Source organism: Pseudomonas sp. CH235, from assembly GCF_004368175.1.
GTDB lineage: Bacteria > Pseudomonadota > Gammaproteobacteria > Pseudomonadales > Pseudomonadaceae > Aquipseudomonas > Aquipseudomonas paraglycinae.
The window spans coordinates 85,166-106,889 of the sequence record NZ_RRZJ01000017.1 but is presented as its reverse complement, the minus strand read 5'-3'; the positions used below and the strand labels follow the sequence as shown (position 1 = coordinate 106,889).

The 21,724-nt window shown below is 61.4% G+C and carries 20 protein-coding genes; 6 read left to right on the top strand and 14 right to left on the bottom strand.

Annotated elements, in window-relative coordinates:
* Position 1: 1 nt before the first annotated feature.
* Together EIY71_RS18335 and EIY71_RS18330 are read right to left on the bottom strand one after the other, a co-directional pair.
* Positions 2–1,387: a GTPase/DUF3482 domain-containing protein gene (locus EIY71_RS18335; protein WP_134022604.1), complete on the bottom strand. Its 1,386-nt coding sequence runs from the start codon at positions 1,385–1,387 to the stop codon at positions 2–4.
* On the bottom strand, positions 1,380–2,753 hold the full coding sequence (locus EIY71_RS18330) for a DUF2868 domain-containing protein (RefSeq protein ID WP_085746712.1): 1,374 nt from the start codon (positions 2,751–2,753) through the stop codon (positions 1,380–1,382). Before EIY71_RS18330 ends, EIY71_RS18335 begins: the two co-directional genes overlap by 8 nt.
* Before the next feature lie 85 nt (positions 2,754–2,838).
* On the opposite strand from EIY71_RS18330, the gene EIY71_RS18325 reads away from it, so the two are divergent.
* A complete protein-coding gene (locus EIY71_RS18325) occupies positions 2,839–3,351 on the top strand; it encodes a dihydrofolate reductase (protein WP_039767902.1) in 513 nt (170 codons plus the stop codon).
* Positions 3,352–3,451: 100 nt separating this feature from the next.
* On the opposite strand, the gene EIY71_RS18320 is transcribed toward EIY71_RS18325, so the two are convergent.
* Entirely contained in the window at positions 3,452–4,840 is a 1,389-nt protein-coding gene (locus EIY71_RS18320) for an L-cystine transporter (protein WP_102685795.1), read from the bottom strand.
* 240 nt (positions 4,841–5,080) lie between these two features.
* Between EIY71_RS18320 and EIY71_RS18315 the strand changes: the two genes are divergently transcribed.
* Complete coding sequence (locus EIY71_RS18315; protein WP_085605918.1) at positions 5,081–6,142, top strand: phosphorylcholine phosphatase; 1,062 nt, start codon at positions 5,081–5,083, stop codon at positions 6,140–6,142.
* A 216-nt stretch (positions 6,143–6,358) separates the two neighbouring features.
* On the opposite strand, the gene ilvD is transcribed toward EIY71_RS18315, so the two are convergent.
* The 6 genes from ilvD to EIY71_RS18285 form a co-directional block, all read right to left on the bottom strand.
* Positions 6,359–8,200, bottom strand: a complete 1,842-nt coding sequence (ilvD, locus tag EIY71_RS18310) for a dihydroxy-acid dehydratase (RefSeq protein ID WP_085746710.1) — start codon at positions 8,198–8,200, stop codon at positions 6,359–6,361.
* Positions 8,201–8,455: 255 nt separating this feature from the next.
* The gene (locus EIY71_RS18305) at positions 8,456–9,673 is read right to left on the bottom strand and encodes a multidrug effflux MFS transporter (protein ID WP_102716705.1); all 1,218 of its coding nucleotides are present in this window, start codon (positions 9,671–9,673) and stop codon (positions 8,456–8,458) included.
* Positions 9,666–10,622: a diiron oxygenase gene (locus tag EIY71_RS18300; protein WP_134022602.1), complete on the bottom strand. Its 957-nt coding sequence runs from the start codon at positions 10,620–10,622 to the stop codon at positions 9,666–9,668. Before EIY71_RS18300 ends, EIY71_RS18305 begins: the two co-directional genes overlap by 8 nt.
* Complete coding sequence (locus EIY71_RS18295; protein ID WP_134022600.1) at positions 10,619–11,692, bottom strand: SagB family peptide dehydrogenase; 1,074 nt, start codon at positions 11,690–11,692, stop codon at positions 10,619–10,621. The genes EIY71_RS18300 and EIY71_RS18295 overlap by 4 nt, the downstream gene beginning before the upstream one ends.
* A 439-nt stretch (positions 11,693–12,131) precedes the next feature.
* Positions 12,132–13,328, bottom strand: coding sequence for a class I SAM-dependent rRNA methyltransferase (locus EIY71_RS18290; protein ID WP_134022598.1), 1,197 nt, complete (start codon positions 13,326–13,328; stop codon positions 12,132–12,134).
* 123 nt (positions 13,329–13,451) lie between these two features.
* Positions 13,452–13,991, bottom strand: coding sequence for a type 1 glutamine amidotransferase domain-containing protein (locus EIY71_RS18285; protein ID WP_085746705.1), 540 nt, complete (start codon positions 13,989–13,991; stop codon positions 13,452–13,454).
* Between the two features lie 227 nt (positions 13,992–14,218).
* On the opposite strand from EIY71_RS18285, the gene EIY71_RS18280 reads away from it, so the two are divergent.
* The 3 genes from EIY71_RS18280 to EIY71_RS18270 all read left to right on the top strand — a co-directional run bounded on the left by EIY71_RS18280 (position 14,219) and on the right by EIY71_RS18270 (position 16,262).
* On the top strand, positions 14,219–15,031 hold the full coding sequence (locus EIY71_RS18280; RefSeq protein ID WP_166673436.1) for an HDOD domain-containing protein: 813 nt from the start codon (positions 14,219–14,221) through the stop codon (positions 15,029–15,031).
* Positions 15,032–15,056: 25 nt separating this feature from the next.
* A complete protein-coding gene (gene mutM / locus EIY71_RS18275) occupies positions 15,057–15,869 on the top strand; it encodes a bifunctional DNA-formamidopyrimidine glycosylase/DNA-(apurinic or apyrimidinic site) lyase (RefSeq protein ID WP_007953423.1) in 813 nt (270 codons plus the stop codon).
* 69 nt (positions 15,870–15,938) lie between these two features.
* Positions 15,939–16,262, top strand: a complete 324-nt coding sequence (locus tag EIY71_RS18270) for a hypothetical protein (protein ID WP_007953415.1) — start codon at positions 15,939–15,941, stop codon at positions 16,260–16,262.
* Between the two features lie 38 nt (positions 16,263–16,300).
* Here EIY71_RS18270 and EIY71_RS18265 read toward each other — a convergent pair whose 3' ends face one another.
* The 5 genes from EIY71_RS18265 to EIY71_RS18245 form a co-directional block, all read right to left on the bottom strand.
* Positions 16,301–16,552: a YfhL family 4Fe-4S dicluster ferredoxin gene (locus tag EIY71_RS18265; RefSeq protein WP_003195146.1), complete on the bottom strand. Its 252-nt coding sequence runs from the start codon at positions 16,550–16,552 to the stop codon at positions 16,301–16,303.
* A gap of 102 nt (positions 16,553–16,654) precedes the next feature.
* Positions 16,655–17,134, bottom strand: coding sequence for a pantetheine-phosphate adenylyltransferase (gene coaD, locus EIY71_RS18260; RefSeq protein ID WP_007953414.1), 480 nt, complete (start codon positions 17,132–17,134; stop codon positions 16,655–16,657).
* A 115-nt stretch (positions 17,135–17,249) separates the two neighbouring features.
* On the bottom strand, positions 17,250–18,845 hold the full coding sequence (locus tag EIY71_RS18255; RefSeq protein WP_134022596.1) for a GMC family oxidoreductase: 1,596 nt from the start codon (positions 18,843–18,845) through the stop codon (positions 17,250–17,252).
* Between the two features lie 42 nt (positions 18,846–18,887).
* A complete protein-coding gene (locus EIY71_RS18250) occupies positions 18,888–19,433 on the bottom strand; it encodes a twin-arginine translocation pathway signal protein (protein WP_134022594.1) in 546 nt (181 codons plus the stop codon).
* Positions 19,434–19,457: 24 nt separating this feature from the next.
* Positions 19,458–20,888 (bottom strand): coniferyl aldehyde dehydrogenase, encoded by a 1,431-nt coding sequence (locus tag EIY71_RS18245; RefSeq protein ID WP_134022592.1) that lies wholly within the window; start codon positions 20,886–20,888, stop codon positions 19,458–19,460.
* 146 nt (positions 20,889–21,034) lie between these two features.
* Here EIY71_RS18245 and EIY71_RS18240 point away from each other — a divergent pair, with 146 nt between their 5' ends.
* Complete coding sequence (locus EIY71_RS18240; protein WP_007953407.1) at positions 21,035–21,706, top strand: TetR/AcrR family transcriptional regulator; 672 nt, start codon at positions 21,035–21,037, stop codon at positions 21,704–21,706.
* The last annotated feature ends 18 nt before the right edge of the window (positions 21,707–21,724 follow it).

Sequence of the window (21,724 nt, the reverse complement as noted above, 5' to 3'; positions counted from 1 at the left end):
TCTAAAGCTCAAGCACCTTCCCGACCAACGACTCAATCTGCTCCTGCCGCTCCGCCTGATTCAGCTTCGGATGCGGATTCAGCGAAGACCATTGCGGATGCGCCCGCGCCTTGTTCAGTGCTTCCGGCAACTTGCCCTCGCGCCAGGTCTTGTCCTGCGGCGTCGCCACCTGAACGGCATCCATCGCCGCATGGCCGCGGGCATTCAGCGCTTGCAACAGTTGCCGCTGACGCAGGGCCAACAGGCGCAACACGTTGTCGTCGACCGTCAGCTCCCGCTGCCCCTTGATCTTGCCGATCAAGCGGTTGCCATAGCTGCGGGCGGTTTGCAGGGCGCCGCCGGCAATGGCGCCGGCCAGCGCGGCGGCGCCTAGGGTGATGCCGCCGACCAGCAAATCCACACCCGCACCGGCCGCTGCACCGGCCGCAATCCCGCCGCCGACCCGCACGCCGAGTTGCTTGAGGGTTTCCGGGTTGAACAGGTCATCGCCCCAACGTCCGTCGAGCAGCGGTAGATCGCTGGCGGCGGCGTCCTGCGGGCGGAAGGCGTAGAGCTTCAGCAGCGCCTCGACGCACTTCTGTTCGCGTTGACGCACGGCTTTGCGCAGTTCGCTGATGGCCTGTTGTTCCTGTTCAGCGTTGCTTGCCACACTGCGTCGGCACGCGGCGCAGTCGATCAGCAATTCGGCGATCAGGCGCGCGGCACTCTGCTCGCGGGCGAGGCGTTGGGTCTGTTGATCGGCGATCAGCCGTTCGAGCTGAGGGCGGGCGTTTTCCAGCAATAGTGCGAGGCTTTCATACAGTCGGCGCTCGCCATCTTCGGGCGGGGCGACGCTGTCGAAACGCACCAGCGCATGCAGGCCGAGACGCGCCAGTGCTTCACGCCAGTCCGGCTCGCGGTGGTTGGCACTGCTGACGAAATTCAGCACCGGCAGCAACGGTTTGCCGCAACTGGCCAGCACTTCCAGTTCGTCGCGGTACTTGGCCAAGACCGGTTCGCGGGCGTCGATCACGTACAGGCCGGCATCGGAATCGAGCAGTTGCCGCAGCACCTTGGCTTCCTGTTCGAAACGCTGGCGTGCTTCGCTGCCGTCGAGAAACCGCGCCAGCCGTGCCGGGCCGTCGAGGCGTTCGCCGGGGCGTTCCAGACGCTCGAGAAAATCCAGCAGGGCGATGGCGTCTTCCAGGCCGGGCGTGTCGTAGAGGTCGAGCAACGGCTCGCCATCCACCGACAACCGCGCGCCTTCGACATGCCGGGTGGTGCTCGGTCGATGGGAGACTTCGCCGAAGCCGACGTCGCGGGTCAGGGTGCGCAACAGCGAAGTCTTGCCGACGTTGGTGTGGCCGACCACCGCCAGTTTCAGTGGCGCTTTCCAGGCGTCAGTCATGTCCGTGCTCCAGCCAGTTCAACGGGGCGCAATCGGCGAACGGCAGCTCCAGCTGTTGCAGCGCCACGTGCCAGTCACCGAGGCGCTCGGCGTCCAGCGCTTGTCCTTGCGGCGCCTGCAACAGCCAGACGCGGGTCGCGGCGGCATTGCGCGCAAGCTCGGCGATCAACGCCAGGCTGCCGCGATCCGGTGAACGCCGTGGGTCGCAGGCAATCGCGAGGCGCGCCGGCGGAAAACGGCTGAGCTGTTCGAGCAGTTTGTTGCGCGATTCACGGCTGTCGAGGATGCCGGCGTTGCTGACGTTTTTCGGCAGCGTCGGCGGCCATGAGTGTTGATCGTCGAGTTCGATTGCCACCAGCAATGCGCCATCGCTGGCGTGTTCGCCGACGGTGCTTTCGACGCGGTGCATTTGCGCAGGTTCTGGGTCGGTGATGCCGAGGCGTTCGCTGGTCGGCATCAGGCGCTCGCGCAGTTGGGCGTAACCGGGCAGGTTCAGGTCCAGACGCAATGCGGCTTTGCCGCTGTTCCAGCGCCAGAAGCAAAACAGCGCCAACAGCAGACGCGGCAGCACGCCGTACACCACCAGCACGCCGACCAGCCAGGTTGCCCAGGCCTGACGGGCGCTTTCGATGTTCAGCGCGGTGTCGCCGCTGGCGCGGATCATGTCCACGGTCGGCACGTTGAAGCCCAGCAGCGCCGGCAATGCGCCGAGGGCCTGGGTCATGTTGATGAATGTGTCGGCGCTGAGAATCGTGGTTTCCCAGACGAAGCCGTAGCGCCGGGTCGCCATCAGCGTCAGCAGCAAAACCAGCGCGCTGAACATCGCCAGCAACCACAGGCCGTTGACCAGCGTGCCGAGCGCCCAGCGATTGAGCCTCTTGCGTTGCAGCATCAACAGCAGGGCCGGCGCCAGTTGCGCCGCCTTGGCATCGCGGGCGAGTTTTTCACTGAGCCACAGCCACAAGCGGCCAAGGGTGGTGCCGTGTTCGCCGGCGAAGATCAGTCCCAGCGCCCAGCTCAACAGCAGAATCAGATTCAGCCCGAGCAGACTGCCCAGCGCCCAGAATACATTGACCGGCGTCTGGCCCAGTGCGGCGAAGGCCAGCCCTGCGCCGCTCAATACGGCGAAGATCGCCAGCAGCACCAGCGCCAGGCGCGCGCCTTGCAGCCAGTGCTTGAGCGCCGAGGTCAGGCCGTCGCGCTCGGCCAGCCACAAGGCCCGGCGTTGAATGCGTCCCGGCAGATCGCCGCCGGCCGCGCGGGCCAGGCGATTGGCTTCCAGATCATCCAGCGGGCCTGCGTGTTCTTCGCGCAGACGCACGGTTTCGGTGAGCCAGAGGTTTTGCAGTGAAGTCAGTTCAGTCACGCGGCATCCCGTTGCTTGATTGAGCCGTGAGCATAACCGCTGTGGCGCTTATCGGGGTAAGGGCGGCTCTGGTATCCTCGCCGGCATGACTAAATCACTCCCCCTCAGCCTGATCGCAGCCCTCGGTGAAAACCGCGTGATCGGCGTCGACAACAGCATGCCCTGGCACCTGCCCGGAGACTTCAAATACTTCAAGGCCACGACGCTCGGCAAGCCGATCATCATGGGCCGCAAGACCTGGGATTCGCTGGGGCGTCCGTTGCCGGGCCGTCTGAATATCGTGGTCAGCCGTCAGGCCGGTCTGGTGCTGGAGGGCGCAGAAGTCTATCCGTCGCTGGAAGCCGCCGTGGTTCGCGCCGAAGCGTGGGCGAAAGAGCAGGGCGTCGACGAGTTGATGCTGATTGGCGGGGCGCAGTTGTATGCGCAGGGGCTGGCGCAGGCGGATCGTCTGTATCTGACCCGTGTGGCACTGAGCCCGGAAGGCGATGCGTGGTTTCCGGAGTTCGATCTGAACCAGTGGACACTGGTGTCGAACGTGCCGAATCCGGCTGAAGGCGACAAACCGGCTTACAACTTCGAAGTCTGGGAAAGAAGATAGCTACAAGCTTCGAGCTGCAAGCCGCAAGTAAAAGCTGGAATGCTCTTCTTGCAGCTTGCAGCTTGCAGCTTGCAGCTTGCAGCTTGCAGCTTGCAGCTGGCTAGCTCGCTAGCTGCGCATGCTCATCGGCATCCAGCAGTGCCTTGTCGGTCTGCTGCATCACCTGGCTGGTAATCGCGCCAGCGGTGATCGAACCGCTCACGTTCAGGGCCGTACGGCCCATGTCGATCAGCGGCTCGACCGAAATCAGCAACGCCACCAGCGAAACCGGCAAGCCCATGGCCGGCAGCACGATCAGCGCGGCGAAGGTCGCACCGCCACCCACGCCCGCCACACCAGCCGAACTCAGGGTCACGATCGCCACCAGCGTCGCGATCCACAGCGGATCCAGCGGGTTGATGCCGACGGTTGGCGCAACCATCACCGCCAACATCGCCGGGTACAGACCGGCGCAGCCGTTCTGGCCGATGGTCGCGCCGAACGAAGCAGCGAAGCTTGCCACCGATTGCGGAATGCCCAGACGACGGGTCTGCGCTTCGATGCTCAGCGGGATGCTCGCTGCGCTGGAGCGGCTGGTGAACGCGAATGTCAGCACCGGCCAGATCTTGCGAAAGAAACGCAGCGGGTTTATTCCGGCCGCCGACACCAGCAAACCGTGCACCACAAACATCAGGCCCAGGCCGAGGTACGACACCACCACGAAACTGCCGAGCTTGATGATGTCCTGCAGGTTGGAACCGGCCACCACTTTGGTCATCAGCGCCAGCACGCCGTACGGGGTCAGCTTCATCACCAGACGCACCAGACGCATCACCCAGGCTTGCAGGGTGTCGATGGCGTTGATCACTTTCTGACCTTTCTCGACGTCATCCTTGAGCAGTTGCAGCGCGGCAACCCCCAGGAACGCAGCGAAAATCACCACGCTGATGATCGAGGTCGGCTTGGCCCGCGCCAGGTCGGCAAACGGGTTCTGCGGGATGAACGACAGCAGCAGTTGCGGCACATTCAGGTCGGCGACCTTGCCCGCGTAGTCGGTCTGAATGGTTTGCAGACGGGCCATTTCCTGCGTGCCGGCAACCAGGCCTTCGGCGGTCAGGCCGAACAGGTTGGTCAGGCCGATGCCGATCAGCGCGGCAATCGCGGTGGTGAACAGCAGCGTGCCGATGGTCAGGAAGCTGATCTTGCCCAGCGACGAAGCGTTGTGCAGACGGGCCACGGCGCTGAGGATCGAGGCGAACACAAGCGGGATAACGATCATTTGCAGCAGTTGCACGTAACCGTTGCCGACCAGATCGAACCAGCCGATCGAGGCTTTCAACACCGGGTTGCCGGCACCGTAAATCGTGTGCAGCGCGACGCCGAATGCCACGCCCAGCACCAGTGCGAGCAGGACTTTTTTCGCCAGGCTCCACGAGGTGTGACGGGTTTGCGCCAGGCCGAAGAGCAGGGCGAGGAACACCAGCAAGTTGAGAATCAGGGGCAGATTCATGAGGACTCCAGAAAAGACTGTGCCAACAACCTTCCGGGGCTGTTGCGAACCGGCAAGCCTAACAGTTTGATTTCCAATGATTTAATACCGAAATCAAAGGTCGTCCGTCGTTTTTGGAATAAGCGGGTGTCGTTCTCGGGGATGCAACTGGCGCGAAACGGACGTGGACGGTCGCTGACAGACGGGGACTGTCACATTTATTTGTTAGCGTCGATTTCTTTGACCCAGGGAGAAGCGCCAATGAAGTTTGCACCGAAATTTCTGGCTGTCGCACTGACTGTGGGGATGGGCCTGGCCACTCAGGCGTTCGCCACCGACCTGAAACACTGGCCCGCGGATCAGGCCAAGGCACTGGACGCGATGATCGCCGCCAACGCCAACAAAGGTAACTACGCGGTGTTCGACATGGACAACACCAGTTACCGCTACGACCTCGAAGAGTCGTTGCTGCCGTTCATGGAAAACAAGGGCCTGATCACCCGGGACAAGCTCGACCCCTCCCTGAAACTGATGCCGTTCAAGGACACCGCCGACCACAAGGAAAGCCTGTTCAGTTACTACTACCGCCTCTGCGAAGTCGACGACATGGTCTGCTACCCATGGGTGGCGCAGGTGTTTTCCGGCTTCACCCTCAAGGAACTCAAGGGCTACGTCGATGAGCTGATGGCCTCGGGCAAACCGGTGCCGGCGACTTATTACGAAGGTGACGTGGTCAAGAATCTGGATGTGAATCCGCCGAAGATCTTCACTGGCCAGAAAGAGCTGTACAACAAACTGATGGAGAACGGCATCGAAGTCTACGTGATGACCGCCGCCTCCGAAGAACTGGTGCGGATGGTCGCGGCCGATCCGAAGTATGGCTACAACGTCAAACCGCAGAACGTGATCGGCGTGACCACGTTGCTGAAGAACCGCGAGACCGGCGAGCTGACCACCGCGCGCAAGCAGATCACCGCCGGCAAATATGACGAGAAGGCCAACCTCGGCCTCGAGCTGACACCCTACCTGTGGACTCCGGCAACCTGGATGGCCGGCAAGCACGCGGCAATCCTGACCTATATCGACGAATGGAAAAAACCGGTACTGGTGGGTGGCGACACACCGACCAGCGACGGCTACATGCTGTTCCACGATGTGGACGTGGCCAAGGGTGGCATTCACTTGTGGGTCAATCGCAAGGACAAGTACATGACCCAGATTCAGGGCATGATGGCCAAGCACGCGGCGGCCCAGGCGAAAGAAGGTTTGCCGGTGACGGCGGACAAGAACTGGGTGATCGTCAAACCTGAAGAAATCCAGTAATTGCTACGGTGATCGCTCCCGAGCAGAGCGCGACGATCGTTCCCACGTCGAGGCGTCGAACCGTCCGCGTGGGAATGCAGCCCGTGACGCTCCGCGTCACTGGACGCAGAGCGTCCCTTGAGGCATTCCCACGCGGGAGCGTGGGAACGATCAAAACCTGAAGGCAAAAAAATGCCCCGCACTTGGCGGGGCATTTTTATGCGCGACGGTTAAGCATCACAGCCCGTCGAGCATCGCCTTGTTGCGCACGGCACCCTTGTCGGCGCTGGTCGCCAGCAGGGCGTAGGCCTTGAGGGCGGTGGTCACTTTGCGTGGACGCTGTTCGACCGGTTTCCAGCCTTTCTTGTCCTGCTCGACCCGGCGTGCCGCCAGTTCTTCATCGCTGATCAACAGGTTGATCGAGCGGTTTGGAATGTCGATCAGCACCTTGTCGCCGTCCTGCACCAGACCGATCGCGCCGCCGGCCGCAGCCTCTGGCGAAGCGTGGCCGATGGACAGACCGGAAGTACCGCCGGAGAAACGGCCATCGGTCAGCAGGGCGCAGGCTTTGCCCAGGCCTTTGGATTTCAGGTACGAGGTCGGGTAGAGCATTTCCTGCATGCCCGGGCCGCCTTTCGGGCCTTCGTAGCGAATGATGACGATGTCGCCTTCCTTCACTTCGTCGGCGAGGATGCCGCGCACGGCGCTGTCCTGGCTTTCGAAGATCTTGGCGTTGCCTTCGAACACGTGGATCGACTCGTCAACACCGGCGGTTTTCACCACGCAGCCGTCCAGGGCGATGTTGCCGTACAGCACGGCCAGGCCGCCTTCTTTCGAATAGGCGTGTTCAAAGCTGCGGATGCAACCGTTTTCACGGTCGTCGTCCAGGGTTTCCCAACGGGTCGACTGGCTGAACGCGGTTTGCGTCGGAATGCCGGCCGGGCCTGCCTTGAAGAAATGGTGCACGGCTTCATCGTCGGTCTGGGTGATGTCCCACTTGGCGATGGCTTCTTCCATGCTGCGGCTGTGCACGGTCGGCAGGTCGGTGTGCAGCAGGCCGCCACGGGCCAGCGAACCGAGGATGCTGAAGATGCCGCCGGCGCGGTGCACGTCTTCCATGTGGTACTTCTGGATGTTCGGCGCGACCTTGCACAGCTGCGGCACCTTGCGCGACAGACGATCGATGTCGCGCAGGTCGAAGTTGATCTCGGCTTCCTGGGCCGCGGCCAGCAAGTGCAGGATGGTGTTGGTCGAACCGCCCATGGCGATGTCGAGCATCATCGCGTTCTCGAACGCCTTGAAGTTGGCGATGTTGCGCGGCAGTACCGACTCGTCGTTCTCGCCGTAGTAGCGTTTGCACAGTTCGACGATGGTGCGGCCGGCCTGCAGGAACAGCTGCTCGCGATCGCTGTGGGTGGCCAGGGTCGAACCGTTGCCCGGCAGTGCGAGGCCCAGGGCTTCGGTCAGGCAGTTCATCGAGTTGGCGGTGAACATGCCGGAGCACGAACCGCAGGTCGGGCAGGCGCTGCGCTCGTACTCGGCAACCTTCTCGTCAGAAGCGCTGGAGTCGGCGGCGATCACCATGGCGTCGACGAGGTCGAGACCGTGGCTGGCCAGTTTGGTCTTGCCGGCTTCCATCGGGCCGCCGGAGACGAAGATCACCGGGATGTTCAGGCGCAGGGCGGCCATCAGCATGCCGGGGGTGATCTTGTCGCAGTTCGAGATGCAGACGATGGCGTCGGCGCAGTGGGCGTTGACCATGTACTCGACGGAGTCGGCGATGATCTCGCGGCTCGGCAGCGAATAGAGCATGCCGTCGTGGCCCATGGCGATGCCGTCGTCAACGGCGATGGTGTTGAATTCTTTTGCAACGCCGCCAGCGCGTTCGATCTCACGGGCAACCAGTTGGCCCAGGTCCTTCAGGTGAACGTGGCCCGGTACGAACTGGGTGAAGGAGTTGGCAATGGCGATGATCGGCTTCTTGAAGTCGTCATCTTTCATCCCGGTGGCGCGCCACAGTGCGCGGGCGCCGGCCATGTTGCGGCCGTGGGTGGATGTTTTCGAGCGGTAATCTGGCATGGAGCACTCCGGGCGGCTAATCAGGTATCAAAAGGGAGTGAGCTTCTATTGACGTCTGGAACACTCAGAAATGGCCGTGTGTCCTGATGTTGCCGATGACGTTGCGGGATCGCCGCTGGTCTCAGCCTGAGCTCATAAACCCGCCGGGGATGAATGGCGATGAATCTCGCGATTCTACACCGCTGGCGTCAGGAGGGAATGGCGCAAAGCGTTGTTCCAGTGCTGACGAAGCGTGCGGGATGACGACCGGCAGGATTAATCGCTGTCCGGTTGCCCCACGAGATCGCTGCGGCGACTGATCCGCGCGTTCAACGCCAGTGCCACCCCGCTGAGTATCACGAAGCTGTAGCCCAGCGTGGATTGCAGATTGGTCGGGCTCAGGCTGATCAAGGCACTGATCAAGCCGCCGCAGATGAAAATGATCGTGCTGCCGGCCGAGGCCGACGTGCCGGCGTTTTCCGGAAACAGACTCATGGCCCGGGACGTGGCGGCCGGCCGGGCAATGGTGGTGCCGGCGGTGCAGATCAGCATCGGGATCAGCACGGTCGCCGGAGCCAGTGCAAAGTTCGACGACAGGTACAGCATGGTCACGCCGGCGAACAGGATCAGGCTCAGGCCGACGACCATCTGCTGGCCGCTGTTGATGCGCCTGCTCAGCACGCTGGCGAGGATCCCCCCGGTGACGTAAGCCGCACCGTAGATCAGCAGGATCAACGAAAATTCGTAAGCGGACAGTTGCAGCCGATCCATGAAGATCAGCGGCGAGATCACGATGAATGAGAAATGGCAGGCGAATGCAAACGCTGAAATCAGCCAGTAACCGACGAAGTCGAAATCTCCCAGAACCCGTCGATAGGCCGTGAGGAAGTTCGTACGTGTGCCAGTGGCGGTAGGTCGGGTGTTCTCCAGAAACAGCCAGGCCTTGAGCAGCACTGCGGCTGATAATGCGATGAACACCCAGAAGCTGCCGCGCCAGCCCAGCGTCGCCTGAAGAAAGGTGCCAGCCAGCGGCGATATCGAGATGAAAATCCCGCCGGCGGTGACCATTAAAATCCGTAGGCGGTCACGTTCTTCGCCTTCGAACAGGTCCTGCACCAGCGCCTGTGACAGCACGAAGCAACCGCAGCCCAGCGCCTGCAACACCCGGAACATCAGAAACAGCGAATAGTCCGAGGTCATCACGCAACCGAGGGCGCCGAGTATGGAAACGCTCATGCCGGCGAGCAGCAGCCCCTTGCGTCCGATCACATCCGACAGCGGGCCGATCAGCAACTGGGCGAAGGCAATTCCGACCGCAAACAGGCTGATCGACAGGGCGATGTCCGCCGGGGTGCGGCGAAAGTGTTCGGCCAGTGCCGGGAACGAAGGCAGCAGGACATCCAGTGGAAAGACGCCGAGCAACACCATTGCCAGCAAAAGACTGACAGCCCCGCGCCGCTGTCGTCGGGTCACCACAGATTGTCCGTCATCCATCGATCAGTCCCGCCCTGGCAAATAGTGTCTGGTTTTGAGGTTCGGCGAAAAATCCGGCTTTCTTCAATGCCTTCAACGTAGCGAGGCTGCCGGCGCGTGCCCGCCGTCGACTGGCCTGGGTCGATGTCATCGTGCCGAGAATGTCCGTCACCGTCGTATTTGCAATGCCCGCGCCACAGAGGCTTTCCTGCAGCCAGTGCTCATCCACTTCGAAGAAGATTTCCAGAATGTCGAGCAAGGTCGTCGCGGTGAACGTTCGCTGTCGCGGGTTCAGGTGCAACCAGAGGTAGTGGAACACTTCGGTGAAATAGCGGCTGTGGCGCGCTTCGTCGGTGAGGTGATCGCGCAACATGTCGTTGACGCCGGACACCAAGCTGTCGCGGCAGACATCCAGCAGTTCACGGGCAATGATGGTTTCCGAGACGAAGCCCAGAAGAAAGCACGCCAGCGGCCGTTGCTCCTGCCTTGTGCGTGCGACCAGCAGGTTCATCCGGGTGATGCGTCTGGGCATCACGGGTCGCCCGGTGATGGCATAGAGGCTGGCGATCTGCTCTGCTACCTGACTGGAAAACAGGGCGTGATAGCCCTCGTCGGTGTAGAGCTGGAGCGCGGCGGTTTTCATCGGCGCCGGTACCGCGACGGGCAGCTCGCCGTGGACGATGGTTTCGACGGCGCGATTGACGATCCGGTGTTCTAGCAGCGTGGTGTAGTCAAGGAAATGCACCAGATGCCGGGCCGTAAGCCGATGCAGCATCGAACGGCCCGCGGCCTCAATCACCGGGTGGGCCAGGTAAGGAAGGAATGCCGGCGGAAACCAGTGCCGGGTCTCCAGTTGCTCCTGCACGTTGTCCGGCAAGCGGTAATCGTGGGGGCTGGCGCGAACGGAGGCGCGGCTGTTCCAGTCGCTCAGGGTGAACTGAAAGACCGGTTCCGGGACGAGGGCACTCATGATTGTGCCTCACGCAGCAGGTCACGCATTTCCTGACACATCGCCTGACCGTCGCTTTCCCCGCAACCGACGAAGAACAAGAGTTGCTCCGCACTGTTCTCGAGCTTCAGCAACGTTTCGACCTGATCATCGGAAAACGCGCCTGTGAGCCAGGTGCTCATGCCCAGTGCTGTAGCCACCAGTTGAAACGTCTGCGAAAGGTGCCCGGCTTCGACGAACGCCATTCGATAGGCGCGCGAGTGCGGGTATTTCCACCAGAGGCGATCGAAGCGGGCGGTGATGAACAACCCCAATGGCAGGTTATTGATGAAATGCTGCCCCCCCAGCAGATTGCCGGGCGCGGTGTCGGGCAAAGGGTTGATGAAGCTCAGGGCGTGTTCGGCGGGGTGGTAGGCATACACGCCGGGTGCCAGTCCGTCGACGTTCTGTACAAACACGAACCCGGCACAGGCATTGAGACCACCGCCGGAAGGGCTGCTGCGCCGCGCGCCCAGTCCTTCGGCGATGCTGTCGTCGCAGTCGGTTTCGCGTTCTCCCAGGTAACCGAGTGACAGGTAAAGCAAGGTGCCCACATCATCCAGCGACACGGCAGCGCCAGTGAAGGATCGGCAGGTCTTTCGCCGGGTCAGTGAATTCGACAGGCTGTCGTCATTCAGTGCCAGCGGCTTGGGCAGGGCGATGAGTGCGTTCGGACGGGTATCCACAGGGATGTCGGCTGGCGGGGGAGTGGCAAGCACTTTGTTGCAGTGTTCTAGATATTGCCTGGACCATTCCTGAATGTTTCGGGGAGTGTGTTCGCAAGGAATGTCCCGAGTCCCGATATGGTAGATCCTGGACAGTTCATCCCAGCCCCAGGCAGGCGCTGAGATTTTTGAAGAAGTCAGTATTCCGGCATTTAATAACTGTGTGTCTATTATGTTGCTGTTGTCATATAAATCAGGGTTGTGGACAAGTTGCGCCAGTCGGGAGGAATATTCAAGATCAAGTTCATGTTGAGTATGGTCTTTGTAGTTCCAGACTATCTGGCCGGGCGTTCGTGGCAGTATGAATAAATAAGGATTTATATGCATGTTGGGGCACGCTGCTCTGGATAGGTGCTTTGTCAGAGGCGCTGGGTAGCCGGCTATACCCAGCGCCCACCTTACTTAACGGGCTTTAGGTGCGACCAGAAAAGCCAGATTTGCGAGGGTGCGGGATTCCAGAGTAATTGCTTTCATGATTGAACTCCTTGTTCGTTGCTGCTTCGTGGTTAGTTGGTGTCACCTCCGTGGCGACGACTTAATAATAGTTTGTAATGGATTAATCGCAAGCAAATATTAAGTAGGAATAATCCAGTAATTTTGTCGGAGTGATCTTTGGCTGGAAATGGGTGTGTAAGTTAAATTTCAGTAAATAAAGTATTCGCGGAAATATCCTGCAAGTCTGCAGGACAATAAGTGTAGGAAAGCAACGTTAAAGGCAAAAAGAAGGGGAGCCCTAGGCTCCCCTTCTTTATACGCATCGATACCGTTAGCTGTTCGGCAGCAGGCGGCAGGTGATGCTCTTGATGTAGCGGGTTTCCGGGATGGCCGGGTGTACCGGGTGATCCGGACCCTGACCGCCACGCTCCAGCAGCTGGATATTGCGGTCCAGGTGACGGGCGCTGGTCAGCAGGATGTTCTGCAGGTCGTCTTCCGGCAGGTGCATCGAGCACGAAGCGCTGAACAGGATGCCGTCCTTGGTGAGCAGGCGCATGGCTTGCTCGTTCAGGCGACGGTAGGCGCCTTCACCGTTCTTCAGGTCTTTCTTGCGCTTGATGAACGCCGGCGGGTCGGCAACGATCACGTCGAAGCGCTCTTCGCTGGCCTTGAGTTCTTTCAGGGCTTCGAACACGTCGCCTTCGATACAGGTCATCTTGTCGGCGAAGCCGTTCAGTGCGGCGTTACGCTCAACGCCGTCGAGGGCGAAGCCCGATGCGTCGACGCAGAACACTTCGCTGGCGCCGAATGCGGCCGCTTGCACACCCCAGCCACCGATGTAGCTGTAGAGGTCCAGTACGCGTTTGCCTTTGGCGTAAGGGGCCAGGCGGGCGCGGTTCATGCGGTGGTCGTAGAACCAGCCGGTTTTCTGACCTTGAACCACTGGCGCTTCGAACTTCACGCCGTTCTCTTCCAGCGCTACCCACTCCGGCACCACGCCGAACACGGTTTCGGTGTAACGCTCGAGGCCTTCGGCATCGCGCGCGGCGGAGTCGTTCTTGAACAGGATGCCGCTTGGCTTGAGCACCTGGGTCAGTGCCGCGATCACGTCATCTTTATGGGCTTCCATGGTCGCCGAGGCGATCTGCACCACGAGGATGTCGCCGAAACGGTCGACCACCAGACCCGGCAGCAGGTCGGAATCGCCGTAGACCAGACGATAGAACGGCTTGTCGAACAGGCGCTCGCGCAGCGACAGGGCTACGTTCAGGCGATGCACCAGCAGCGACTTGTCCAGCGGCAGCTTGATGTCGCGCGACAGCAGACGCGCGCAGATCAGGTTGTTCGGGCTCATGGCGACGATGCCCAGCGGCTTGCCGCCGGCGGCTTCGAGGATCGCCTGGTCGCCGGCCTTGAAGCCGTGCAACGGGGTCGCGGCCACGTCGATTTCGTTGCTGTAGATCCACAGGTGACCGGCGCGCAGGCGACGGTCGGCGTTGGCTTTGAGGCGCAAGCTAGGCAGGGACATGACGTCGCTCCGGAAAAAAGAGCGGGAGTATACCGTGTTGCGCCTTATGCCGGGTTTGGCGTGCGATGAAACGCGGCTGACCTCATCACGAGCAGGCCCGCCCCGTATCCATACGCTTATGCTCTATGCCGACAGCGCGTCGATCAGCGCATTGCTGAACGCCGGAATATCGTCCGGCTGGCGGCTGCTGATCAGGTGGCCGTCTTTTACTACCTCCTGATCAACCCAGTTCGCCCCCGCATTCACCAGATCGTCCTTGACGGTCTTGTAGCTGGTCATGGTCTTGCCATTGACCAGCCCTGCCGAAATCAGCAGCCAGCTGCCATGACAGATCACTGCGATCGGCTTGCCGGCGGACGCACCGGTCTTGACCAGGTGCTGGGCGTCCTGGTCGATGCGGATGGTGTCAGAGTTCTGCACACCGCCCGGGAGCACCACGGCATCGTATTGATCGATGCTTGCGCCCTGGAAGGTCTGGTCGACCTTGAAGTCGTCCGCAGGTTTATCGTGATTCCAGCCTTTGACGCTGCCGGCTTCGGCGGAGAGGATGTCAACCTGCGCTCCCGCCTGCTCCAGTGCCTTTTTGGGGCCAGTCAGTTCAACCTGCTCGAAACCGTCGGTTACCAGAAAAGCGACGCGCTTGCCGCTGAGAGAAGTCGCCATCGTTAAGCTCCTGAGTCTGTTGGAATTACTGCCCGCGACAGATGGGGAACTGCTCCGGGCACTACAGATTCCGAAGGCTGGTGGAAAGTGAAAGTTCCTGCGAATTGCCCACTGGTGTGTCGTCCGTCGGTTTTTAGAGGTTAGAATCGCCGCCTGTCCCAGAGTGTGTACTTATGTCCCAAGAGCTGACCACCGAACAGATTCAACAGTCCCTGCAAGGCATCAGCGTGCCCGCGCAGCCGCAGATCATGGTGGATCTGCAAATGGAGCAGTACATGCCCGACCCCGACCTGGAGACGATCGCCAAGCTGATCTCCCAGGATCCTGGCCTGTCCGGCTCGCTGCTGAAAATCGTCAATTCGCCCTATTACGGCCTGAGCAACAAGATCACCTCGATCAAGCGCGCGGTGAATCTGTTGGGCAGTCGCTCGATCATCAATCTGATCAACGCGATGTCGATCAAGGGCGAAATGAACGATGACACCATCGTCACCCTCAACCGTTTCTGGGACACCGCCCAGGACGTGGCCATGACCTGCCTGACCCTGGCCAAGCGCGTTGGCACCGAGGCGAGCGACGAGGCTTATGCCTTGGGTCTTTTCCATGATTGCGGCGTGCCGCTGATGCTTCAGCGTTTCCCCGACTACATGACCACGCTGGAGACGGCCTATGCCAATGCGAGTGCCGAGCGCCGGGTCGTGGACACCGAGAACGATGTCTACAACACCAACCACTCGGTGGTCGGTTACTACACCGCCAAATCCTGGCGCCTGCCGGAGCATGTCAGCGCGGCCATCGCCAACCACCACAATGCCTTGGCGATCTTCAGCGATGAAACTTCGCGCAACAGCCAGATGAAAAACCTGCTGGCGATCCTGAAAATGGCCGAGCACATCTGCGCGTCGTACCGGGTGCTGGGCAACCAGACCGAAGACTTCGAATGGCAGGCCGTCGGGCCGCTGGTGCTGGAATACATCGGCCTCTCGGATTACGACTTCGAAACGTTGAAGCAAACCATCCGCGAACTTGGCGCACACTGATTTAGCAAACTGATTCGAGACCCCCATGCCTGAATTGCCGGAAGTCGAAACCACCCGCCGCGGCATCGCCCCGCACCTGGAGGGCCAGCGCGTCAGCCGGGTGATCGTGCGTGACCGGCGGCTGCGCTGGCCGATTCCCGAAGACCTCGATGTGCGCCTGTCCGGGCAGCGCATCGTGCTGGTCGAGCGGCGCGCCAAGTATCTGCTGATCAACGCCGAAGTCGGCACGCTGATCAGCCACTTGGGCATGTCGGGTAACTTGCGGCTGGTTGAGGTCGGGATGCCAGCGGCCAAGCATGAGCATGTCGATATCGAACTGGAGTCGGGCCTGGCCCTGCGCTACACCGATCCGCGGCGTTTCGGGGCGATGCTCTGGAGCACCGACCCGCTCAATCACGAATTGCTGATTCGCCTGGGGCCTGAGCCGTTGACCGATCTGTTCGATGGCGAGCGCTTGTATCAGCTGTCGCGCGGGCGCTCGATGGCGGTCAAGCCGTTCATCATGGACAACGCCGTGGTGGTGGGGGTTGGCAATATCTACGCGACCGAAGCGCTGTTCGCCGCCGGTATCGATCCGCGTCGCGAAGCCAAAGGCATTTCCCGGGCGCGCTATTTGAAGCTGGCGATCGAGATCAAACGCATCCTCGCTGCCGCCATCGAGCGCGGCGGCACCACGTTGCGTGATTTCATCGGTGGCGACGGGCAGCCGGGGTATTTCCAGCAGGAACTGTTTGTCTACGGTCGCGGCGGCGAGCACTGCAAGGTCTGCGGAACGGGCCTGCGGGAAATGAAGCTCGGTCAGCGCGCGAGCGTCTGGTGCCCGCGCTGCCAGAGCTGAGCAAAGACTCCGAAAAAGTCCTACGGTCTATAGTGAGTTGTCTCACTGTTCAGCTCGAAGGATCGTGCCATGAAGTCCTTGCAAACCCTCATCGTCGCCCTGCTGCTGTGCTTCAGTCTGACCGTTCAGGCCACGGAAGGCGGCAGCGGTGATCCTCGTTACGCCATCCAGAATCCACCGGCCTACGCCATGCTCGGCGATCTGCTGATTGCCCGACCATTGCTGGTGGTGGCAACGGTGATTGGTGCCGGGGCGTTCGTCGTGTCGTTGCCGTTCACCGCGCTGGGTGGCGGGATTGGCGATGCGGGAGAGGCGCTGGTGGTGGCGCCGGCGAAAGCGGCGTTCGTGCGATGCCTGGGCTGCACAGGGGAGGGATTCGAGCAGCGCGAATGACGCGATCGCAGCCGGGGGCTGCGATCGGATTCAGTGGCTCAAGCCTTGCCGGTGATCTTGCGGTACTTCTCCATCAACTGTTCTTCAGTCTCCGGATGGGCTTCGTCCAGTGGAATGCAATCCACCGGGCAGACCTGCTGGCACTGCGGCTCGTCGTAGTGGCCGACGCACTGGGTGCACAGGTTCGGGTCGATCACGTAGATCTCTTCGCCTTGGGAAATGGCGGCGTTCGGGCACTCGGGTTCGCAGACGTCGCAGTTGATGCAATCGTCGGTGATGATCAGGGACATGCTAACTCCAGCCGGGGCGGGGAGCCCGGGCGCTATGAATCAATGCGCGCAATTGTGCCGCATTGGCGCCCGTAGTGCACGCGGGCGCCGTTTGAACGGTCGTTACTTCTTGAAGCGCAGGGTCAGGGCTTCGGCTACCGCCGGGTGGACGAACTTGCTGATATCGCCGCCCAGGGCCGCGATTTCCCGCACCAGGGTCGAGGAAATGAACGAATAACGCTCGGACGGGGTGAGAAACAGGCTCTCCACATCCGGAGCCAACTGGCGGTTCATGTTGGCCAGCTGGAATTCGTATTCGAAGTCCGACACCGCGCGCAGGCCACGCAGGAACACGTTGGCGTTCTGCTCTTTGGCGAAATGCGCCAGCAGCGTCGAGAAGCCGACCACTTCCACGTTCGGCAGGTGTTTGGTGACCTCGCGGGCCAGCTCGACCCGTTGTTCCAGCGGGAACAGCGGATTCTTCTTGGGGCTGGCGGCGACGGCGATGATCACGTGGTCGAACAGGCGCGAGGCGCGTTCGACCAGATCGCCATGGCCCTTGGTAATAGGGTCGAAGGTACCTGGGTACAACACTCGGTTCATCGCGTCGTCCTGGCGGGAATCCGTTGGGGAGTCGGATGGTATCGCAGCCGTCCCGGTCGGGAAAGTCGCCTGTTGGATAAGAAAGCACTATAGACGAGCGGAATTTTCGTCTTTTTCACGGGTTTCTCAACCGTTCGCCGAGGGATGTCGCCAGTTGCGCCGTCAGACCGTACACCGACAACTGCGGGTTGGCGCCGATGCTGGTGGGGAACAGCGAGCCGTCATGAATCGACAGATTGCTCAGTTGATGATGACGGCCGAGGCTGTCGGTGACGGCGGTTTTCGGGTCCTCGCCCATGGCGCAACCGCCCATGACGTGAGCGCTGCCCAGGCGGGTGCGATACAGCTCCAGACTCAGGCTGTCGATCAACGAGCGGGCCTCGGCCAGGCTGTTCACGTAGCGGGCATCGGCGTGCATCGGCATCACCGCTTTGGCGCCGCCGGCGAACTGGATCTCGGCCATGCTGTGGAAAGACCGGCGCAAACCCTCCCAGGTGTAAGGCGACACCTGATAGTCGAGCACCGGCGAGCCGTCACCGCGCAATTCGACGCTGCCGCCCTGGCTATCCGGGTGAAAACCGTCGCGCAGCAGGGCGAGCATCGCGTGGGTATGCGGCAGGTTCGCCATGTGTTGCGCGCTTTCCTGACCGAAACCACCGAGCAACGTGGCGGCCAGCGCCGGGTGCAGCGGCGGTACTTCGAGTTTGTAGGCCATCGGGCCGGTAGTGCCGTCCTTCCACTGGAAATGGTCCGAGTAGATCGACTGCGGCGCACCGTAGAACGGGTTGATGACCTCGTCGAAACGCCCGGCGGACATGTTCACCAGATGCAGAAAGGTGCGCTTGCCCAGCCGTTTGTGCGGATCCGGTGCATCCGAACGCATCAGCAGCGCCGGGCTGTTGATCCCGCCGCCGGCCAGCACGTAATGCCGCGCCTTGACGGTGATCGTACGTCCAGTCGGCTCGACGCAGCGTTCGTCCATCGCCACGCATTGCAGGCCGGTGACCTTGTCGCCGCTGATCAACAGCTTTTCGGCCCGGGCCAGATAGAGCATTTCACCGCCCTTTTCCAGGGTTGCCGGAATGGTCGTGACCATCATCGATTGCTTGGCGTTGGTCGGGCAGCCCATGCCGCAGTAGCCGAGGTTCCAGCAGCCGCGCACGTTGCGCGGGATCACGTGCCAGCTGTAGCCGAGCTGTTCGCAGCCTTTGCGGATCACGTCGTTGTTGGCGTTGGGCGGCACCATCCACGGGGCGACCCCGAGTCGTTGCTCCATTTTTTCGAACCACGGCGCCATGTCGGCGGGGCTGTGGCCTTTGACGTTGTGTTCTTTGGCCCAGTGTTCGAGGGTCGGCTCGGGCGTGCGAAAACTCGATGTCCAGTTGATCAGCGTGGTGCCGCCGACCGCGCGGCCCTGAAGGATGGTGATCGCGCCATCCTTGCTCATGCGGCCGATACCTTCCTGATAGAGGCTGCTGTAGGCCTGGTCTTCCAGCAGTTTGAAATCGCTGCTGGTCTTGAGCGGGCCTTCTTCGATCAGCAGCACTTTATAGCCGGCGGCGCTGAGGATTTCCGCGGTGGTGCCACCACCGGCGCCGCTGCCGATAATGGCGACGTCGGCTTCCAGGGTCAGGTCATCGGTGAGTTGCGCGCCGTTGTAGGTTTTCCAGCCACGGGCAAGGCCTTCGCGAAACGGGTCGGGTACGGGCATCGATCAGGTTCTCTTATTATTGTTTTGCGTGGGTCGCCAGGCTCAAACGGCGGGCGGGCCGGGGTAACCGCAATGGGCCCAGGATTCGGCGCGGGTGTACCAGGCCATCATCACCATTTGCAGCAATGAGCTGTGGCCCATGCGCAGCAGGCTCAGCGAGCTGTTTTCCCAGCGTTCTAGAAAGTGACGGATCGCCTCGGGGCTGGCGTTTTCCCAGCTGCCCCAGATTCCGGTCAATGGACCGCGCGTCACCGCCATGCCCAGCACATCGAACAGTTGCCGGGTGAGCTTGAGCATTTCCGGCGACAGGTGATCGAGGCTGTAATCCAGCGACTTCAGGGTGCCATCGACAGCGGCGGGCAGCTTTTCCACAGCAACGGCGCCATCCAGCATCACTGGAATCAGCGCGCGCAGAAACAGCAGATCGCCGCTGCGCAACGTGGCGAATCCGTTGGCCGATACGCTCGACGAACAGCCGCTGAGGCTGGCACCAAGGCCGGCAGTGGCGAGGAAGGCCGTGGCGCCCAGGCTGAATTTCAGCAGGCCACGGCGCGACAGGGCAGGTGTTTCGGTCAGGCTTGGGTGCATTGTTGTTATTACCCGGCGGTGACGTTAGCGAATGAACAGTTTCTGGATCAGTTTCTGAACCGATTTGCCGTAGGGCGGGTAGATCAGCCTCGCCGCGTTGAAGCGCTGTTTGACCAGCACACCTTTGGCCTTGCTGAACGTCAGGAAACCTTCGTGCCCGTGGTAATGGCCCATGCCTGACGGGCCGATGCCGCCGAACGGCATATCGTCCTGCGCCACGTGCAGCAGCGTGTCGTTGAGGCAGACGCCACCGGAATGGGTTTCGCTGAGTACGCGCTTCTGTTCGCGCTTGTCGTAGCCGAAGTAGTAAAGAGCCAGAGGACGTGGCCGCTGATTGATGTAAGCAAATGCCTGATCCAGATCCTGATACGGCACGATCGGCAGCAGCGGGCCGAAGATTTCGTCCTGCATCACCGTCATCTCGTCGCTGACATTCAGCAACAGGCTGTGTGGCATGCGCCGGCCCTGGCCCTGGTCGAACAGCGGAATCAGCAGCGCGCCCTTGCTGGTGGCGTCGCTGAGGTAGCTGTTGAGCCGCGCCAGTTGGCGCTCGTTGATGATGGCGGTGTAGTCCGGGTTGTCGGCAAGCGTCGGATAAAACCCGCGCACCGCCTGGCGATAGGCTTCGACGAAACCGCCGATGCGCGCTTCCGGCACCAGCACGTAGTCCGGGGCCACGCAGGTCTGGCCGGCGTTGAGGGTCTTGCCGAAAGCGATGCGTTCGGCGGCGTCCTTGAGCGGTACGTCGTGGGAAACGATGGCCGGGGATTTGCCGCCCAGTTCCAGGGTCACCGGTGTCAGGTTTTCTGCCGCTGCGCGCATCACATGCTTGCCGACGCTGGTGGAGCCGGTGAACAGCAGGTGGTCGAAGCGCATCTTGGAAAACGCCACGCCGACATCGGCCTCGCCGAGCACCACGCACACCAGATCTTCGGGGAAGATCCGCGCCAGCAGTTCCTTGAGCAGCAGGCCGGTGGCCGGGGTCGATTCGCTGAGTTTGAGCATCACCCGGTTGCCGGCCGCGAGCGCGCCGGTCAACGGGCCGATGGCCAGGAACAGCGGGTAGTTCCACGGCACGATGACGCCGACAACGCCCAGCGGCTGATACACGACTTTCGCCGATGCCGGCTGGAAAGCCACACCCACTTTGCGCCGCGAAGGTTTCATCCACTGGCTGATGTGCCGGCTGGCGTAGTGAATGCCGTGCAGGCTCGGCATCAGTTCGGCGAGCAGGGTTTCATCGGCGCTGCGGTGGCTGAAATCGGAGCTGATCGCGTCGATGAGGGCCTGCCGTTCGTTGCTCAGCAAATCGCGCAGGGCCTTGAGCCATTGCTGGCGCTGGGCTGCAGGTGGCATCGGGTTGGCGGCGTAGGCGGCACGCTGCGCGTTGAACAGCCGGTTGAGCTCTTCCAGCGGCTGTTGCAGCGTTTGCAGGTAGGCAATATCGGCAGTCATTGTCAGCTCCGGAGATGTTGTTTTGAGGAACTTTTTAGAGTCTATGCTCTAGAAAGTCAAATGGCTTCCTTGCGCATCCTGGTTTTATCCCGCTCCGGATAGGTCGTAAGATGCCCCCCAACGCACTCTGAATTAAAGCTCAAGCCATGGCCCCACGGATCAAAACCAGCGAGCGCATCGTGCAGAACAGCCTCGAGCTGTTCAATCAGCAGGGCGAGCGCAGCATCAGCACCAATCACATCGCCGCCCATATGGAGATTTCTCCGGGCAATCTGTACTACCACTTCCCCAACAAGCAGGCGATCATCGCCGTGCTGTTCAGTGAGTACGAAAGCCTGGTGGACAGCTTCCTGCGTCCGCCCCAGGGCCGTGCCGCGACGGTCGAAGACAAGCGTTTCTATCTCAAGGAACTGCTGTCGGCGATGTGGCGCTACCGTTTCCTGCACCGCGATCTCGAGCACCTGCTCGACAGCGATCCGGACCTGGCCGGGCGTTATCGGCGCTTCTCCCAGCGCTGCGTGATCCAGGGCGCGGCGATCTACGAAGGCTTCGTTGCCGCCGGGATCCTGAAGATGGACCGCGTGCAGATCGAATCCCTCACCCTCAACGCGTGGATCATCCTCACCTCTTGGGTGCGCTTCCTGTGCACGACCCGGGAGAATTCCAATCACCTCAGCGAGCAGGCCATCAAGCGTGGCGTGTATCAGGTGCTGGTGCTGGAAGCAGGGTTCGTCACCGAGCAGGCCCGCGATGAGGTCAACGCCTTGTTCGAAGAGTTCTACGTGCCGCTGGCCCAGGCCCTCGAAGAAAGACCGTAATTCCATTTCCTCACTGGA

Bases quoted from the DNA above. Each gene is read 5' to 3' on its own strand.
- EIY71_RS18335 (WP_134022604.1), bottom strand. From the start codon at position 1,387: ATGACTGACGCCTGGAAAGCGCCACTGAAACTGGCGGTGGTCGGCCAC.
- EIY71_RS18325 (WP_039767902.1), top strand. From the start codon at position 2,839: ATGACTAAATCACTCCCCCTCAGCCTGATCGCAGCCCTCGGTGAAAAC.
- EIY71_RS18320 (WP_102685795.1), bottom strand. From the start codon at position 4,840: ATGAATCTGCCCCTGATTCTCAACTTGCTGGTGTTCCTCGCCCTGCTC.
- EIY71_RS18315 (WP_085605918.1), top strand. From the start codon at position 5,081: ATGAAGTTTGCACCGAAATTTCTGGCTGTCGCACTGACTGTGGGGATG.
- ilvD (WP_085746710.1), bottom strand. From the start codon at position 8,200: ATGCCAGATTACCGCTCGAAAACATCCACCCACGGCCGCAACATGGCC.
- EIY71_RS18305 (WP_102716705.1), bottom strand. From the start codon at position 9,673: ATGGATGACGGACAATCTGTGGTGACCCGACGACAGCGGCGCGGGGCT.
- EIY71_RS18300 (WP_134022602.1), bottom strand. From the start codon at position 10,622: ATGAGTGCCCTCGTCCCGGAACCGGTCTTTCAGTTCACCCTGAGCGAC.
- EIY71_RS18295 (WP_134022600.1), bottom strand. From the start codon at position 11,692: ATGCATATAAATCCTTATTTATTCATACTGCCACGAACGCCCGGCCAG.
- EIY71_RS18290 (WP_134022598.1), bottom strand. From the start codon at position 13,328: ATGTCCCTGCCTAGCTTGCGCCTCAAAGCCAACGCCGACCGTCGCCTG.
- EIY71_RS18285 (WP_085746705.1), bottom strand. From the start codon at position 13,991: ATGGCGACTTCTCTCAGCGGCAAGCGCGTCGCTTTTCTGGTAACCGAC.
- mutM (WP_007953423.1), top strand. From the start codon at position 15,057: ATGCCTGAATTGCCGGAAGTCGAAACCACCCGCCGCGGCATCGCCCCG.
- EIY71_RS18270 (WP_007953415.1), top strand. From the start codon at position 15,939: ATGAAGTCCTTGCAAACCCTCATCGTCGCCCTGCTGCTGTGCTTCAGT.
- EIY71_RS18265 (WP_003195146.1), bottom strand. From the start codon at position 16,552: ATGTCCCTGATCATCACCGACGATTGCATCAACTGCGACGTCTGCGAA.
- coaD (WP_007953414.1), bottom strand. From the start codon at position 17,134: ATGAACCGAGTGTTGTACCCAGGTACCTTCGACCCTATTACCAAGGGC.
- EIY71_RS18255 (WP_134022596.1), bottom strand. From the start codon at position 18,845: ATGCCCGTACCCGACCCGTTTCGCGAAGGCCTTGCCCGTGGCTGGAAA.
- EIY71_RS18250 (WP_134022594.1), bottom strand. From the start codon at position 19,433: ATGCACCCAAGCCTGACCGAAACACCTGCCCTGTCGCGCCGTGGCCTG.
- EIY71_RS18245 (WP_134022592.1), bottom strand. From the start codon at position 20,888: ATGACTGCCGATATTGCCTACCTGCAAACGCTGCAACAGCCGCTGGAA.
- EIY71_RS18240 (WP_007953407.1), top strand. From the start codon at position 21,035: ATGGCCCCACGGATCAAAACCAGCGAGCGCATCGTGCAGAACAGCCTC.